11 protein-coding genes are annotated in these 15,275 nt (G+C 75.9%); 5 read left to right on the top strand and 6 right to left on the bottom strand.

Annotated elements, in window-relative coordinates; genetic code table 11:
• Positions 1-197: 197 nt before the first annotated feature.
• Positions 198-1,421 (top strand): FAD-dependent monooxygenase, encoded by a 1,224-nt coding sequence (locus WCD41_RS17140; RefSeq protein WP_337714678.1) that lies wholly within the window; start codon positions 198-200, stop codon positions 1,419-1,421.
• A gap of 192 nt (positions 1,422-1,613) precedes the next feature.
• On the opposite strand, the gene WCD41_RS17135 is transcribed toward WCD41_RS17140, so the two are convergent.
• Positions 1,614-2,342, bottom strand: coding sequence for an IclR family transcriptional regulator (locus WCD41_RS17135; protein ID WP_337714677.1), 729 nt, complete (start codon positions 2,340-2,342; stop codon positions 1,614-1,616).
• Complete coding sequence (locus tag WCD41_RS17130) at positions 2,339-3,772, bottom strand: APC family permease (RefSeq protein WP_337714676.1); 1,434 nt, start codon at positions 3,770-3,772, stop codon at positions 2,339-2,341. Before WCD41_RS17130 ends, WCD41_RS17135 begins: the two co-directional genes overlap by 4 nt.
• Before the next feature lie 273 nt (positions 3,773-4,045).
• Here WCD41_RS17130 and WCD41_RS17125 point away from each other — a divergent pair, with 273 nt between their 5' ends.
• Both WCD41_RS17125 and WCD41_RS17120 read left to right on the top strand, forming a co-directional pair.
• A complete protein-coding gene (locus tag WCD41_RS17125) occupies positions 4,046-5,542 on the top strand; it encodes an APC family permease (protein ID WP_337714675.1) in 1,497 nt (498 codons plus the stop codon).
• Positions 5,543-5,587: 45 nt separating this feature from the next.
• Positions 5,588-7,522, top strand: coding sequence for a primary-amine oxidase (locus WCD41_RS17120; RefSeq protein WP_337714674.1), 1,935 nt, complete (start codon positions 5,588-5,590; stop codon positions 7,520-7,522).
• 71 nt (positions 7,523-7,593) lie between these two features.
• Here the strand turns inward: WCD41_RS17120 and WCD41_RS17115 are convergent, their stop codons facing one another.
• A complete protein-coding gene (locus WCD41_RS17115; protein ID WP_337714673.1) occupies positions 7,594-7,854 on the bottom strand; it encodes a hypothetical protein in 261 nt (86 codons plus the stop codon).
• A complete protein-coding gene (locus tag WCD41_RS17110; RefSeq protein WP_337714672.1) occupies positions 7,847-9,097 on the bottom strand; it encodes a PspC domain-containing protein in 1,251 nt (416 codons plus the stop codon). The genes WCD41_RS17115 and WCD41_RS17110 overlap by 8 nt, the downstream gene beginning before the upstream one ends.
• 156 nt (positions 9,098-9,253) lie before the next feature.
• Between WCD41_RS17110 and WCD41_RS17105 the strand changes: the two genes are divergently transcribed.
• Positions 9,254-10,609: a PspC domain-containing protein gene (locus WCD41_RS17105; protein WP_337714671.1), complete on the top strand. Its 1,356-nt coding sequence runs from the start codon at positions 9,254-9,256 to the stop codon at positions 10,607-10,609.
• On the top strand, positions 10,606-11,286 hold the full coding sequence (locus WCD41_RS17100) for a response regulator (protein ID WP_337714670.1): 681 nt from the start codon (positions 10,606-10,608) through the stop codon (positions 11,284-11,286). The genes WCD41_RS17105 and WCD41_RS17100 overlap by 4 nt, the downstream gene beginning before the upstream one ends.
• A gap of 9 nt (positions 11,287-11,295) precedes the next feature.
• Here the strand turns inward: WCD41_RS17100 and WCD41_RS17095 are convergent, their stop codons facing one another.
• The gene (locus WCD41_RS17095) at positions 11,296-13,053 is read right to left on the bottom strand and encodes a serine/threonine-protein kinase (protein ID WP_337714669.1); all 1,758 of its coding nucleotides are present in this window, start codon (positions 13,051-13,053) and stop codon (positions 11,296-11,298) included.
• A 109-nt stretch (positions 13,054-13,162) separates the two neighbouring features.
• Positions 13,163-15,163: a hypothetical protein gene (locus tag WCD41_RS17090; protein WP_337714668.1), complete on the bottom strand. Its 2,001-nt coding sequence runs from the start codon at positions 15,161-15,163 to the stop codon at positions 13,163-13,165.
• Positions 15,164-15,275 lie beyond the last annotated feature (112 nt).

Raw genomic sequence — 15,275 nt, 5'->3', positions numbered from 1 at the left:
CGCCCGCTGGATCTCGGCGCGCAGCCGCCGGAGTCGGTCGATGACGGCGGCGATCTCCGCGTCGATGTCGTGCACGGTGTCCTCCCGGGGTTGCCGATCGTCGGCTGCTCCGCATTGCGCACCGTGCCGTCGGGGCATGGTCAAGGCCTCTCGCCCGATCCGCAGATATCTCCATCATCGAGAGGTATCGTGGCCGCATGAGTGACGTGGTGGTCGTCGGCGGCGGACCCGGCGGGGTGCTCCTGACCTACCTGCTCGCGCGCGGCGGAGCGTCGGTGACGCTGCTCGAGTCGCGCCACGACTTCGCCCGCCGCTTCCGGGGCGACACGCTCGCGCCGGGGGTCCTCGAGTACCTCGACACGCTCGGCCTCGCCGGCCCGCTGCTCGACGAGGTGCCCCACACCCGCTCCGACGCCTTCCGCTGGCACACCGCCGAGCGCACCTGGACCCTCGTCGACTACCGCGGCGCCAGCAGCCGCTTCCCCTTCTACGCGCTGATCCCGCAGGCGGAGTTCCTGCCCTGGCTCGCCGCGCGGGCCCGGGCGCACGGCGCCGAGGTGCGCATGGGGGCCCGATTCTCGGGGCTGCGTCACGACGGCGCCGGCCGGGTCAGCGGCGTCGAGTACACGGTCGAGGCCGCGAAGCACGAGCTCGACGCGGCGCTCGTCGTCGGCGCCGACGGACGCAACTCCAAGGTCCGGGCCGCGTCCGGGTTGGCGGCCACCGAGCTCGGGGCGAGCCTCGACATCCTCTGGCACGCCCTCCCTCGCCGCGCCGAGGACCCGTCGTACTCCGGGCTCGACCTGTTCGGCACGCCGACGGGCAGCGTCGCGCTGCTCGACCAGGGTGGCGACTGGCAGCTCGGGTGGACGATCCGCGCGGGGTCGCTGGCGCAGGTCCGCGAGCGGGGGGTGGGCGCGCTGCGCGATGCCGCCGTCGGGGCGCTGCCGTGGCTCGCCGGGCGGCTGGACGACCTGCACGACGTCGCCGACCTGACGCTGCTGCCCGTGCGGATCACGACCGTGGAGCGCTGGACGCGCCCGGGGCTCGTGCTGCTGGGCGACGCGGCGCACGTCGTCTCCCCGGTGGGTGGCAACGGGATCAACCTCGCCCTCGCCGACGCGGCCGACCTGGCGAACCGGCTCGTCGGGCCGCTGCGCCGCACGCCGCCCGACCCGGGGCAGCTCGACGACGCCGCGGCGGGGCTCGAGGCGGCCCGCCGTCCGGGCGTCGAGCGCGAGCAGCAGGCCCAGGTGCGCACCGAACGGCTCGCGGCCGAGCGCATCGCGAGCGGTGACGCCGGGCCGCCGACGGCGTTGCGGACCCTCGCCCGCATCCCGGGCTTCCCCCGCTACGCGGGGCGGCGCAACCGCGTCGAGGTGCCGGCGCCGGTGCCGGTGATCGCCGCCGGCGCGCCGTGATCGTCGAGGCACGCCGGCTCATGATCGTGGGGGCTTTCCTGACCCTATCGGCGTGCAGAGTCGAATCGTCAGCGTGGCCGCCAGGCTGACACACCCCGTGCGTCGTGAACCACCCCGGCGCGTCGCGCGAGCGAGGATGTGGCGATCCTGGCGTGGGACGCCAGGAAAGCCGCATCGCTGGCAACGACCTCGCTAGGCCAGGAGCGGGGCCAGCTCGGTGCCGTGCTCGCGCAGGAGGTCGATCAGCTCGGCGTTGGGGGCCGCGACGCGCTCGGCCGGGCCGGTGAGGGCGAGGCCCGCGACGAGGCGCCCGTCGCCCGGGGCGCGGATCGCGACGGCGAGGCAGCCCAGCGCGGCGTGGAACTCCCCGCACTGGCGCGCGAACCCCGTCTCGCGCACCGAGCCGAGCAGCGCGCGCAGCCGCTCCCGGTCGACGGTGGTGTGCGGGGTCAGCCGGGTCAGGGGGCCGTCGGGGAGCTCGTGCTCGGCGAGCAGGAGGCGACCGAGCCCGCTCGCGTGCAGGTGGCGGGAGAGCTCGTCGGCGTCGGTCGGCGGGTGGTCGGGGTCCGGGTCGAGGAACTGCAGCCGGTGGCGGTCGAACGCGACGAGGTGCGCGCCCCACCGCACGCGCTCGCGCAGGCGCCGCATCACGCTGCGCGCGGCGGTCGGTGTCGCCAGCGGGAGCGGGGCGAGGTTCGCGCTGCGCCGGCCGAGGGCGAAGCCGCCGAGGTCGGGCAGGCGCACGAGGTACTCCTCGGCGACGAGCAGGTTGAGCAGCCGGTAGGTCGTGGCCGGCGGGATCCGCAGGGCCGTCGAGATCTCCTTGGCGGTGATCCCGACGCCCGCGGCCGCGACCTCCTCGAGGATGAGCAGCGCGCTGCGCACCGCCTGGGGCTGGCGACCACTGATCGGCGAGGTCACCGCGGCGGTGTGGTCGTGGGGGCGGCGAGCACGTCGGCGGTGGTCGTCTCGTCGTAGACGCCCATCCCGCGCAGGGCGGCGCCGCGGCGTCGCCGCAGCACGAACCACCCGCCGACCCCGACGGCGACGAGCGCGGCCACGGTGACCAGCAGCGCGGCGCCCGCGTGCACCAGGACGACGACGACGGTGGCGACGAGCGCCGCCGACGCCAGCACCGAGGCCACCACGATCCCGCGGGTCAGCTCGCCGATCCGCGCGAGGAAGCGGGGCGCGGCGACGCAGACGAGCAGGTACGCCGCGAGGAAGCCCAGCGTCGCCACCGACACGAGCGCGCCGAACACCGTCGCGGGCGGCACCCCGGCGACGGTGCCGACCACCACGACGGCGGAGAGGACGGGCACCGAGACCGCGACGGCCACCGCCGGCGTGAGGTGGCGCCGGTGGGTCCGTCCCAGCACGGCCGGCGCCACGCCCTCGCGGGCCAGCGAGAACAGCACGCGCACCAGCGTGTTGAGCGCCGCCAGCGCGCAGGCGCCGAAGGAGGCGACGATGCCGAGGTCCATGAGCACCGAGGCCCAGCCGATGTCGTCGCCCGCCAGGCCCGTCGGCGGGCTCGTGGCCCCCTCGGTGGCCCCGGGCGCCGCGAGGACGACGAGGGTCGCGACGAGGTAGAGCACGGCGGCCACCGCCGCGGTGGCGACGATGGCCCGGGGGACCGACGCGTAGGGCCGCCGGGCCTCCACGCCCAGGGCGGCGGCGCTGTCGAAGCCGATGAAGGCCGCGAGCGCGGGGAGCACGCCGACCGCGATCCCGCCCGCGCCGCCGTCGACCGGCGGGGGCGGCACGCTCGGGGCGGTGGTGAGGGCGAGCGCCACGAGGACCGCGAGGATGAGGCCGATCGACACGGCCTCGATCACCAGCATCACCCGCCCGGCCAGGCGCACCCCGCGGATCGCGCAGACCGCGGCGGTGATCGCCAGCACGACGACGAGGACGACACCGGCCCCGGCGGCGACCGTCGCGGACCCCGACACCAGGCGCGCGACCAGCGCGCCGCCGTACCACGACGCCCCGGCCAGGGCGACGGCGACGAGCACCCCGTATCCGACGATCATCGCCGCCGCGCACGCGTACGCGCCCCCGGGGCCGAGGCCCTTGGCGGTGAAGCTGTACAGGCCGCCGGCGGCCGCCATCCGTCGCGCGAACGCCGTGATGCACGCGGCGACCAGCCCGACGACGACCGCCGCGATCGCGAACGACCACGGCGCCCCGCGACCCGCGACGGCGATGACGAGCAGGGGCGTCGAGGCCATCGCGCCCGCGGGGGCGGTGGTCGCCACCGACTGCGCGAACACCCCGAGCGGCCGCAGCGCCCGGCGGTCCAGGCCCGCCACGGGGGAGCGCGAGCGCAGCCCCGGGATCCGTGTCACGCCGACACCGTAGAGCCCGGACGCCGCCACGCGAAGCACTCCGGATCGCCGAACGAGAATCGGCCACGGCGCATTCTCGTTCGGCACGAAGAATGGCGGCCCCCGGTCTCCGTTCGGAGAACACCCCAGGTCAGCGCCCGGGTGAATTGGGAGTCCGGATCTCGTGACGCCCCGCGCAGCTCAACGAGGGGTTGACCCCGCGGGAACGGCTCGGCAAACGTGACCCGCGACATTTTCTCGGTCCCCCCGTTCTCCGATTCCCCGGGAGTCGCCATGGCCGCGCCCCCAGAACCCACCGCACCCGCTCCCGCGACGCGCCTCACCGGCAAGCTCGGGGTCGGCTCGATCGTCTTCATGGTCATCGCCGCCGCGGCGCCGCTGACCGTCATCGCCGGCACGATCCCGCTGGGCGTCGGCGCCGGCAACGGCGCCGCGTTCCCCATGACGTTCGTGCTGTGCGCCGTCGTGCTCCTGCTGTTCGCGGTGGGCTTCTGCGCCATGAGCCCGCACGTCCCCGACGCCGGTGCCTTCTTCACCTACATCCGCCACGGCCTCGGGCGCCCCCTCGGCCTCGGGGCGGCCTTCCTCGCGCTCGCCACCTACACCGCCGTCCAGGCCGCGGTCTACGGCTACATCGGCGCGGCGATCGACGAGCTCGTCGCGAGCCTCGGCGGGCCCAGCGTGCCGTGGTGGGTGTGGACGCTCGCGGTCGTCGCCATCGTCGGCGTGCTCGGCTACCGCCACATCGAGCTCTCCAGCCGCGTGCTCGGCGTGCTGCTGCTCGCCGAGATCGCGATCGTGCTGGTGCTCGACGTCGTCGTGTTCGCCAGCGGCGGCGGCGACCAGGGGCTCTCGACCGCCCTGTTCGACCCCGTGCAGGTGGCCTCCGGCGAGGTCGGCATCGCGATCATGTTCGCGATCGCGAGCTTCATCGGCTTCGAGGCGACCGCGGTGTTCCGCGACGAGGCGCGCGACCCGCAGCGCACCATCCCGCGCGCCACCTACCTCGCGCTCGTGATCGTCGGCGTGTTCTACGCGGTGTCGACGTGGGCGATCGTCTCCGCCTGGGGCGACGAGGCCGCCGTCGCCGAGTCCGCCGCCAACCCTGCCACGTTCCTGCTCACGACGTTCGAGAACTGGCTCGGCCCGGCCGGCGGTCTGCTCGTCACGATCCTGCTGGTCACGAGCCTCTTCGCCGCGATCCTCGCGTTCCACAACGTGGCGGCGCGCTACTGGTACGCGCTCGGCGGCCACGGGGCGTTCCCCGGCGCCGTCGCCCGCACCCACGCCCGCCACGGCTCGCCGCACGTCGCGTCGCTGACCCAGACGGTCCTCGCGGCGGCGCTCGTGGTCGTGTTCGCGGCCGCCGGGCTCGACCCGGTCGCCCAGGTCTTCGCCTGGATGGCCGGCACCGCGACGCTCGGCATCCTCCTGCTGATGGTGCTGACCTGCGTCGCCGTGCTCGCGTTCTTCGCCCGCAGCCGCGTCGACCGGCGCGTGTGGCACACCCGCATCGCCCCGGCGCTGGGCCTGATCGGCCTGCTCGTCTGCCTCGCGCTGACGATCCGGAACTTCCCGACGCTCATCGGCGGCTCCACCGGGCTCGCCCTCGCGATCGGCGCCGTGCTCGTCGTCGTGTTCCTCGCGGGCGTCGTGGTGGCGCTCGTCCGGCGACCGGCCGCAGCGATCCCGGCGCTGTCCGAAACGTCCGGAACCGATTCCGTGACGCCCGGCGGTGTCCCCGGGGACACGCCGCGCGAGAACGTCTAGTCCGCGACCCGACCCGACATCCCCCACGACAGGAGGACCGCCCGCATGACCGCCACGGCCCCCGCGGACGTCGACACCGGCGCCGCCACCCACCCGCTCGACCTGGCCACGACCGAGGAGTTCCTCGCCGTCCGCGAGGTCCTCGACGGCGCCGGCCTGCTCGGCGACGCCGTCCGCTACTGCTTCGCCGGCCTCGAGGAACCCGCCAAGGCCGACGTCCTCGCGTTCACCGAGGGGGACCGCGTCGACCGGCGCTTCCGCGTCCTGCTGCTCGACATGAGCGGCGGGCCCTCGCGCGACGTCGTCGTCTCGGCCTCCCGGCGCGAGATCGACTCGGCCGTCGAGCTCGACCCGGCCACCAGCGGCCAGCTCCCGATCATCGACTCCGAGTTCGAGATCATGGAGGAGATCGTCCTCGCGTCCCAGGAGTGGTGCGACGCGCTGCGCCGCCGCGACATCGACCCGGCCACGGTCCGCGCGGTACCGCTCTCCGCCGGTGCCTACTACCCCGAGGAGACCGGGCACCGCATGGCGCGCGTGCTCGGGTTCCGCCAGGACCACGAGAAGGACTCGCCCTGGGCCCACCCGGTGGACGGTGTCGTCGCCTACGTCGACCTGACCCGCCGCGAGGTCACCCGCGTGATCGACCACGCGCCGCTGCCGGTGCCCGACGAGCCCGGCAACTTCGACGACCCCGAGCAGGTCGGGCCGCAGCGCACGACGCTGAAGCCGATCGAGATCACCCAGCCCGAGGGCGTCAGCTTCTCCCTCGAGGGCAACCGCCTGCAGTGGGAGGGCTGGGACCTGCGCGTCGGGTTCAACGAGCGCGAGGGCCTGACCCTGCACCAGATCGGCATCCACGGCCGACCCGTGGTCTACCGGGCGTCGATCGCCGAGATGGTCGTGCCCTACGCCGACCCGTCGCCGGTGCGGTTCTGGCAGAACTACTTCGACGCCGGCGAGTACATGTTCGCCCGCTACGCCAACTCGCTCGAGCTCGGCTGCGACTGCCTCGGCGAGATCACCTACATGGACGTCGTGGTGGCCGACGACGACGGCTCGCCGCGCACGATCACGAACGCGATCTGCCTGCACGAGGAGGACTACGGCGTCCTCTGGAAGCACTTCGACCTGTTCACCAACGCGCAGGAGACCCGCCGGCAGCGCCGCATGGTGATCTCGTTCTTCACCACGATCGGCAACTACGACTACGGGTTCTACTGGTACCTCTACCTCGACGGCACGATCGCGTGCGAGTCGAAGCTGACCGGCATCCCGTTCACCTCGGCCTATCCGTCCGAGGGGCACCCGTACGCCACGCAGGTGGCTTCGGGGCTCGGGCTGCCCTACCACCAGCACCTGTTCTCGGCGCGCCTCGACATGGCCGTCGACGGGACGCGCAACGTCGTGGAGGAGTGCGAGGCCGTCGCGCTCCCGATGGGGGAGGGCAATCCCTGGGGCAACGCCTTCACCGAGTCCCGCACGCGGCTGACCAGCGAGGCCGACGCCCAGCGCGTCGCCGACCCGGGCCGGGGACGCACGTGGCAGGTGGTCAACCCGGGGTCGACCAACCGCCACGGCCGTCCGGTCGGGTACGCGCTGCAGGCCGAGGGGAGCCCGACGCTGCTCGCCGACCCGAGCTCCGTCGTCGCTGGCCGGGCCGCCTTCGCGACCCGGCACCTCTGGGTCACCGCGTACGACAGCGACGAGCGCTATCCCGCCGGCGACTTCGTCAACCAGCACGCGGGCGGCGCCGGCCTCCCGACCTGGACCGCGGCCGACCGGTCCCTCGACGAGGGCGGCCAGGGCGCCGACGTCGTCCTGTGGCACACCTTCGGGCTGACCCACGTGCCGCGCCCGGAGGACTGGCCGATCATGCCCGTCGACCACGCGGGCTTCCGCCTGATGCCCGTCGGGTTCTTCGACCGCAACCCCACGCTGGACGTGCCGCCGTCGTCGAACGGGCACTGCCACAGCTGACCCGCAACGCACTACTGGCTGGTATCTCTCGCTCAGCGAGAGATACCAGCCAGTAGTCGTTCTGGGGCGGGTCAGGACCGGCGGCGCAGCGTCATCCAGAGGACGGTGGTGCCGACGCCGACCGCGCCGATCACGAGCACCCAGCGCGGGTCGACGCTCGCGAGGGCACCGGTGAGGGCGAGGACCGCGATGACGATCGCGGTCAGCCCGGCGACGAGGCCGAGCGGGTCGGGCCCGGGCCGCGGGGCGGGCGCCGACTCCTCCGGGGAGTCGTCGACCACGTCCACGTCGCGGTGGACGGTGTAGGGCTGGTCAGGGGTCCTGTCATCCACGGCGCACCTCCACGTCCCCGCCGCCGCTGACGGCCTGCAGGTCGATCACGGGCCCCCCGGGGCCGTCCGGCCCGAGGTCGGTCACGGGGCCGACGCCACCCTCGCCCTGCTGCCCGAGGCAGTCGGCGTCGCCGCCGCCGCTCGTGCAGTTCGCGGTCACGTCGGCGTTCTGCGGCACGATCACGGTGACGTCGCCGGCGCCGCTCTGCACCTGGGTGCGCACCGGGGCCGCCGCGGCGACCAGACCGCGCAGGTCGAGCTCCGCGTCCCCGTACGCCGTCTCGTAGGCCGGCGCGACGGCGTTCGCCGCGGGTCGCCACTGCGCGTCGCCGAGGGTCTGGACCGCGCCCGGGCGATCCCAGGGGGCGCCGTCGCCCCACGGGGCGCCGTCGCCCCAGGGCGCGCCGCCCCGGCCGTCGCCCCCGCCGTTGGCGGCGGCCACGAGGACCAGCGCGAGCGGCACGGCGGCCACGATGAGGCTGCGTCCCTGTCGCCGGAAGGCGCCGAGGACCAGGCCCGCCCCGACGACGGCCAGCGCGGTGCCGACCACGGCGGTGGCGCCGAGCGGGAGCACGCCCAGCAGGCCCAGGCCCGCGACGACCGCGGCGGCGACGAGGGCCGCGGCGAGGGTCAGCGGCGTGAGCTTCGAGCGCGGCGGCTTCGGCTCCGGCGGCGCCTGCGGTTCGGGCAGGTCCCACGCGAACGGCGCGGCGCCGAGGGGGTCCCAGGACGGTGGCCGGGGCGTCTCGCCGGTGACCGGGTCGACGGGTGTCGCCGTCCCGTCACCCGGGGCCGCCCCCACCGGACGCTGCGGGTCGCGCAGGTGCCCGCGGCTGCGGTGCAGCGCGTAGACCAGCCCCAGCACGGTGAGGACGCCGATCACGGTGCCGAGATCCCCGGAGAACGCCCCGACGACGGCGACGACCGCCAGCAGGGTGCCGACGACGATCGCCCACACCGGCGTCTCGCGGCGTCCCTGCGCGTCCACCCGCGGCAGCACCAGCATGCCGGCCAGGTACACGAGCAGGCCGAAGCCGTAGAACGCCGTCACCACGAACGCGACCCGCACGAGCGTCGGGTCGATCGCGTAGCGCCGCGCGATCGCCGCGGCCACGCCGCCGACCTTGCGGTCCTCCTTGAGACGCGCGGGGCGCGTCGCCCACATCTCGCGCAGGGTCTCCCCGACGTCGGCTCCCGCCGGCGCCCGTGACCCCGGTCCCGGACTGCTCCCCGGACTGGTCATCGCCCCTCATCCTCCTCGCTGCGGTCCCTGTGGACACCGACACTGGGCGAGCGGGCGGCGCCGGGAATCCGGGAGCGACCCCGGTCCTGTCCCCGAGGCGACCCCGAGGACCTCGGGGGTCGCACCGGGGCCCCCGAGGGGTGGTGACGTGTGACGATGGTCGACGTGGACGAGGCGACGACCCTGCGGACCGGCGCGCCGCCGGTGACCGCGGCGACGCCTGCCCCTGCCCCGGCGCCGCCGCCGACCGGGACGCCGGCGATCCACCGCGTCCGCCGCCGCCGGCAGGGCGCCGTCATCGCGGGCGTCACCGGCGGGGTGGCCGACCACCTCGGTGTCGACGTCCTGCGCGTCCGCCTGGTGTTCGTGCTGCTCGTGGCCGCCGCGGGGGCCGGGTTCGCCGCCTACGCCGCGCTCTGGCTCTTCTGCCCCATCGAGCCGCGCGGGGTGCGCCGCGAGGTGCCGTCCCGCGAGCGCCGCCAGGGTCTCGGGCTCGCGACGCTCGGCGTGCTGCTCGCGTTCGTGCTCTCCGGGGTCGGTGGCCAGCTCTCGGGCTGGGTCATCGGGCCGCTGGTGGTCGTGGTGCTCGGTGTCGCCCTGGTGTGGCGCGAGGCCGACACCGGGGGCACGGCGGTGGAGGGCGAGACGGGCTGGCGGTCGCGCTGGCTGGTCGGGCGCCGCCTCGGGCTGCTGCGGCTCCTCGCCGGCGCGCTGCTCGTGGCGATGGGCATCGCGGTGTTCCTGCTCGGCAACGTCGACCTCGGCCAGGTGCAGTTCGGCGTCCTCGCCGCGCTCGCCACGCTCGCCGGCGTCGTCGTCATCACGGTGCCGTGGTGGATGCGGCTCGTCCGCGAGCTCGGTGCCGAGCGCCGCGAGCGCATCCGGGGCCAGGAGCGCGCCGACATCGCCGCGCACCTGCACGACTCGGTGCTGCAGACCCTCGCGCTGATCCAGAAGCAGGCCGGTGAGGACGTCGCGGGCCGCGAGGTGCGCCGGCTCGCCCGCAGCCAGGAGCGCGAGCTGCGGGCGTGGCTCTACGGCCCTCCGGGCGGCGACGCCGGGCGCCCCGCGGGCTCGACGGACGCGACGCTCGCGGCCGCGCTGGCCACGGCCGCCGGCGAGGTCGAGGACGCCTATGGGGTCCGCGTCGCGCCGGTCGTCGTCGGCGACACCGAGCTCGACCCGAACACCACCGCGCTGGTCGCCGCCGCGCGCGAGGCGATGGTCAACGCCGCCAAGCACGCCGGCGTCGACGAGATCGACGTGTACGTGGAGGTCGAGCCGGACGTCGTCGAGGTGTTCGTGCGCGACCGCGGCCGCGGGTTCGACCCCGACGCCGTGCCCGAGGACCGCCGTGGCCTCGCCGGCTCGGTCCGCGACCGCATGACCCGCCACGGGGGCCGCGTGCGCCTGCGCACCGCGCCCGGCGAGGGCACCGAGGTCGGCCTCGTGTTGCCCCGCGGCCGCCGTGGCACGCCCGCCCCCGCCACCGCCCAGGAGGAGTCCCGATGACCGAGCCGGCGAGTGGAACGGACGAGCCCGTCACCGTCGTCCTCGTCGATGACCACGCGCTCTTCCGTCGGGGTGTCCGCGCCGAGCTCGAGTCCCTGGCGCGGCGCACCGTGAGCGTCGTCGGCGAGGCCGGCTCGGTCGACGAGGCCGTCGCCGTCATCGGCCACCGCACACCCGACGTCGTGCTGCTCGACGTGCACATGCCCGACGGCGGCGGTGCGGCGGTGCTGGCCCGGACGCGGCCCGACCACCCGGAGGTCGTGTTCCTCGCGCTGTCGGTGTCCGACGCCGCCGAGGACGTCATCTCGGTGATCCGCGCCGGCGCCCGGGGCTACGTCACCAAGACGATCTCCGGGCGCGAGCTCGCCGACGCCGTCGTGCGCGTGCGCGCCGGCGACGCGGTGTTCTCGCCCCGGCTGGCGGGGTTCGTGCTCGACGCGTTCGCCGACCGTCCGGGGGCCACCGGCGTCGTCGACCCGGAGCTCGACCAGCTCACCCGCCGCGAGCGTGACGTCCTGCGGCTGCTGGCGCGCGGCTGGTCGTACAAGGAGATCGCAGCCGAGCTGGTGATCTCGGTGAAGACCGTCGAGACCCACGTGTCGAGCGTCCTGCGCAAGACGCAGTCGTCGAACCGCCACGAGCTCTCGCGCTGGGCGAGCGACCGCCGGCTGGTCTGAGGGGGGGGGTCAGCCCTCGCCGTGGCCGCCGTCGTCGTGCCCGGAGTCGTGCCCGGGGCCGTGGCCGCTCGAGTCGTCGCCGCCGTGGTCGTCGCCCTCGCCGTCGTCACCGTCGTCGCCGCCGTGGCCCTCCCCGGAGTGCGACCGGTCCTCGGCCACGCGTGACGGGGTGGCCGGCGACGGGGCCGCCGGGGCCCCCGCCTCGGCGAGCGGGGCGTCGAGGCTCAGACCGGTCGAGGCCGCGCGGGGGCTCGCGCCGTCGACGCTCTCGTCGGTGTCGATGAGCCAGCGGCCGTCGGGGCCGCGGACCATGCCGAGCTCGTGGACCTCGCGGATCCGCTCACGCCCCTCGGGCACGAAATCGAGCGTGGCCCGCACGGTGTCGGCGTCGAGGGCGCTGGCGTCGACGACCTGCACCGACGCGATCGTCGTCCAGAACGACTGGTAGCGCTCGAAGCCGCCCGCCTGCGACTGCAGGTTCGGGCCGAGGCGGGCCCAGCCCGCGGCCTCGTTGCCGGTGACGACGCCGTAGTAGTCGCGGACCGCGGCGACCATGGCGGCCTGGGGGTCCTCGGGCGTGCCCGTGCCCGGTGCCGCGACGCTCGCGCCGGTGGAGTCGGAGGTCGACGACGACAGCAGCGCGACCCCGACGATGCCGCCCGCGGCGAGGGCGACGAGCAGGACGAGCACGACGATCGCGGCCGTGGGGCGTCGGGAGGGGCGACGTCGCGACGGGGCGTCGGGGGCGGGCATGCCCTGGCGGGTGGGCGGGCCCGCGGGACCGCCGGAGCCCGGACCACCGGACCCCGGACCCCCGGCGTGGCCCGGAGCGGGCATCCACGGGTCGGACGAGTGGCGCGCCTCCGGCACGGAGGCCCCCGAGGACCCCGCGCCCGGGCCCGGTGCTCCGAGGGGGACGAGGTCGGCCAGCGGCTCCTCCGCCCGGCCGCCGGCGTGCGCGATGCGTCCCAGCTCCTGGCGGGCCTCGGCGGCGGTCGGGCGCTCGCCGGGGTCGTCGCGCAGCAGCCGCATGAGCAGCGCCGTCAGCGGTCCGGCCTGCGCCGGCGGCACGACCTTCCCGGCCGCCACCGAGTGCAGGAGCGCGAGGGCGTTGTCGTCGGCACCGAAGGGCGGCATGCCCTCGACGGCGGCGTAGAGGGTGGCGCCGAGGGAGAAGAGGTCGGACGCGGTGGTCGAGTTGTCGCCGCGGGCGACCTCGGGGGCCAGGTAGGCGGGCGTGCCCGCGAGCATGCCGGTGCGGGTCAGCGTGAGGTCGCCGGTGGCGCGGGAGATCCCGAAGTCGGTGATCTTGACGGTGCCGTCGGCGCCGAGCAGGACGTTGCCGGGCTTGACGTCGCGGTGGACGATGCCGGCCTGGTGGGCGGCGTCCAGCGCGTCGGCCACCTGGCGCCCGATGCGCGCGACCGTGCGCGGCTCGAGCGTGCCCTGCTCGCCGAGCACGTTCGCGAGGCTGCGCGAGGGCAGGTACTCCATGACGAGCCACGGCTCGTCGCCCTCGATCGAGGCGTCGAACACCGAGATCGCGTGGGGGTGCTGGAGGCGCGCGGCGATGCGGCCCTCGCGCAGGGTGCGCTGGCGGACCTCCTCGGCCTCGCGGTCGTCCAGGCCCGCGTGCAGGAACACCTGTTTGACGGCGACGACGCGACCCAGCCGCTCGTCGGTGCCGCGCCACACCACGCCCATCGCCCCGGAGCCGATGCGCTCCTCGAGGCGATACCGCCCGGCGACCACGCGGGGAGAGCTCACCGGCCGCTCCCCGTCCACGAGTCCACGGGGGTCACAGTAGAGGTCCCGACCGGGTGACGACCACGCGCCCGGGAGCGGGTCCGGCCGCCCTCGTCCCCGCCCGTGCGGCTCAGTCGTCGCCGCCCAGGAGGCCACCGACCGTGTCGCCGACGGCGTCCGTGGTGTCCTCCACCGCGTCGCTCGTGTCGTCCACGGTGGAGGAGACGCTCTCGACGGTGTCGTCCACGGTGTCGCCGACCGCGTCCGTCGTGTCCTCCACCGCGTCGCCCGTGTCGTCGACCGTCGAGGAGACGCTCTCGACGGTGTCGTCGACCGCGTCGGTGGTGTCGTCGACGACCCGGGAGGCCGTGCGACCGACGACCGGGACGTCCTCGGCGGACTCGCCGATCTCGTCGACGGTGCCCGTCACCGTCTCCGCCGCGGGCTCGACGACCTCGCGGGTGGCGGTGTGGACGGTGGACCGGGCCGTCGCGCCGGTGTCGCGGACGGCGCCGGTGACGGTGCCGGTCGCGGGCGTGACGACCTCATGGGTGGTGGAGCGCAGCGTGCCCCCGACCGTGGTGCCGGTGTCGCGGACCGCTCCCGACGCGATCACCGCGACCGGACCGACCACGCGGGACTGCACCGTGCCCACCGTGTGTCCCAGGGTGCCGCCGAGGGCGTCCACCGGGGCGCCCAGGGGCGCGGGCAGGGCGCGGGCGACACCACCGGTGGTGTCGCCGACGAGGGTGCCGACCTGGCCGACGAGACCCCGGTCGGGGCGGGTCGCCCCGGAGCCGTCGAGGACCCCGCCCACGCCGCCGACGACGCCGTCGACGGTGTCCCCGACGCCGCCGACGAGCCCGGTGACGGTCCGGCCGGTCCCCGTGATCGTGGTGCCGAGGCCCTCGGTCACGCCGCCGATGGTGTTCCCGACGCCGCCGACCGCGCCGTCGACGGTGTTCCCGACGCCGCCCACGACGCCGCCGACACCGCCGACCAGCCCGCCGCCGGTGTTGCCGCCGTTGTTGCCGCCGTTGTTGCCGCCGTTGTTGCCGCCGGTGTTCCCGCCGCCGGTGCCGCCACCGATGACGCCACCGCCGATCCCGCCGGTGACCGGCGGCCCTCCGCCGGCGGCACCGGGCGCACCCGCGCCCGGTGCCGCGGCGCCGGGGAGCGCGCCGGCGGGGGCGGAGAGGGCCCCGCGACCCGCGGCCGTCCCGCTGCCCGCCGGGCCTGCGGTGCCGCCCAGGGGGCCGAGCCCGAGGTCGCTGACCGAGGCGCTGAGGACGATGCCGGGGGCCCCGCCGGCACCGGGGAGGCCGGCGGTGGAGCCGGGCGCCCCGGGCAGGCCCGGGACCTGCGCGAGCCCGGGCGGGAGCGCCACCGGGTCGCCGGGGTAGGGCACGTCCTCGATCGGCAGGTCGGGCAGCGGCATGCCGGCGAGGCTCGCGATGGTGCCGGCGACCAGGAACGCGCCGGTGCTGGCACCCAGCGCGCGTCCCCGTCCGCGGCCGAACGGGTTGGTGCGGCGGCGCGCCGTCCGGCCGGGGGTGGGCTGCGGGCGCACCGCCGCGCCGCGGGGACGCCGGGAGGCGGTCGTGCCGGAGCCGGCGGTCGCGGGGTGGTCCCGGCGCGCTGCCGCGGCCTGCTGACGCGCCAGGTCGGCTTCCACGGCCTCGAGCGCCGCGGCGAAGGCGAGGGCCTCGGCGTCGTCCTCGGTCTCGTCCTCGAGGTCCGCGAAGAAGTGCGGCCCGGTGGGCGGCCCGAGGTCGGGCTCCGCCGCGGGGGCGTCGGTCCGCTCGGCGGCCGGCTCGACGACCGGCTCGACCACCGGCTGGGGGCCGGTCAGCCGCGCGAGGATCTCCGTGACGGGGATGCCGTCGGTGTGGCGCGGCTCCTCCTGCACCGGGACGGGCGGCAGGTCGTCCACGGGCCGCCGGGGCGCCGGCACGAGCTCGATCCATCGCTCGCCGGTGGCCTCCGGTCCGTCGTCGTGCGACCCGAGCTCACCGGGCATCGCCGGCGGAGGGACGGTCGGCGGGACGAGCAGCGTGCCGGTGACCTCGGCGGGCTCGTCGAACCGGCCACCCTCGTCGAACCACGCGTGCCGCCCCCCACGCTCGTCCATGTCCCGTCGCTCCTCGTCCGCATCCGCCCGGCGCCGGGGTCACCGGTCCCGGGGAACCCTGTCCACTCCGCGTAGGGAAATGGCTACTCGGACGTCACCCGTCGGGGGAGAG

Source organism: Actinomycetospora aeridis (assembly GCF_037400275.1).
Taxonomy (GTDB): domain Bacteria; phylum Actinomycetota; class Actinomycetes; order Mycobacteriales; family Pseudonocardiaceae; genus Actinomycetospora; species Actinomycetospora aeridis.
This window is presented reverse-complemented; position numbering and strand designations above follow the sequence as displayed.

Excerpts from the sequence above, each read along its gene's own strand:
- WCD41_RS17140 (WP_337714678.1), top strand. The coding sequence starts at position 198 with ATGAGTGACGTGGTGGTCGTCGGCGGCGGACCCGGCGGGGTGCTCCTG.
- WCD41_RS17125 (WP_337714675.1), top strand. The coding sequence starts at position 4,046 with ATGGCCGCGCCCCCAGAACCCACCGCACCCGCTCCCGCGACGCGCCTC.
- WCD41_RS17120 (WP_337714674.1), top strand. The coding sequence starts at position 5,588 with ATGACCGCCACGGCCCCCGCGGACGTCGACACCGGCGCCGCCACCCAC.
- WCD41_RS17110 (WP_337714672.1), bottom strand. The coding sequence starts at position 9,097 with ATGACCAGTCCGGGGAGCAGTCCGGGACCGGGGTCACGGGCGCCGGCG.
- WCD41_RS17105 (WP_337714671.1), top strand. The coding sequence starts at position 9,254 with ATGGTCGACGTGGACGAGGCGACGACCCTGCGGACCGGCGCGCCGCCG.
- WCD41_RS17100 (WP_337714670.1), top strand. The coding sequence starts at position 10,606 with ATGACCGAGCCGGCGAGTGGAACGGACGAGCCCGTCACCGTCGTCCTC.
- WCD41_RS17090 (WP_337714668.1), bottom strand. The coding sequence starts at position 15,163 with ATGGACGAGCGTGGGGGGCGGCACGCGTGGTTCGACGAGGGTGGCCGG.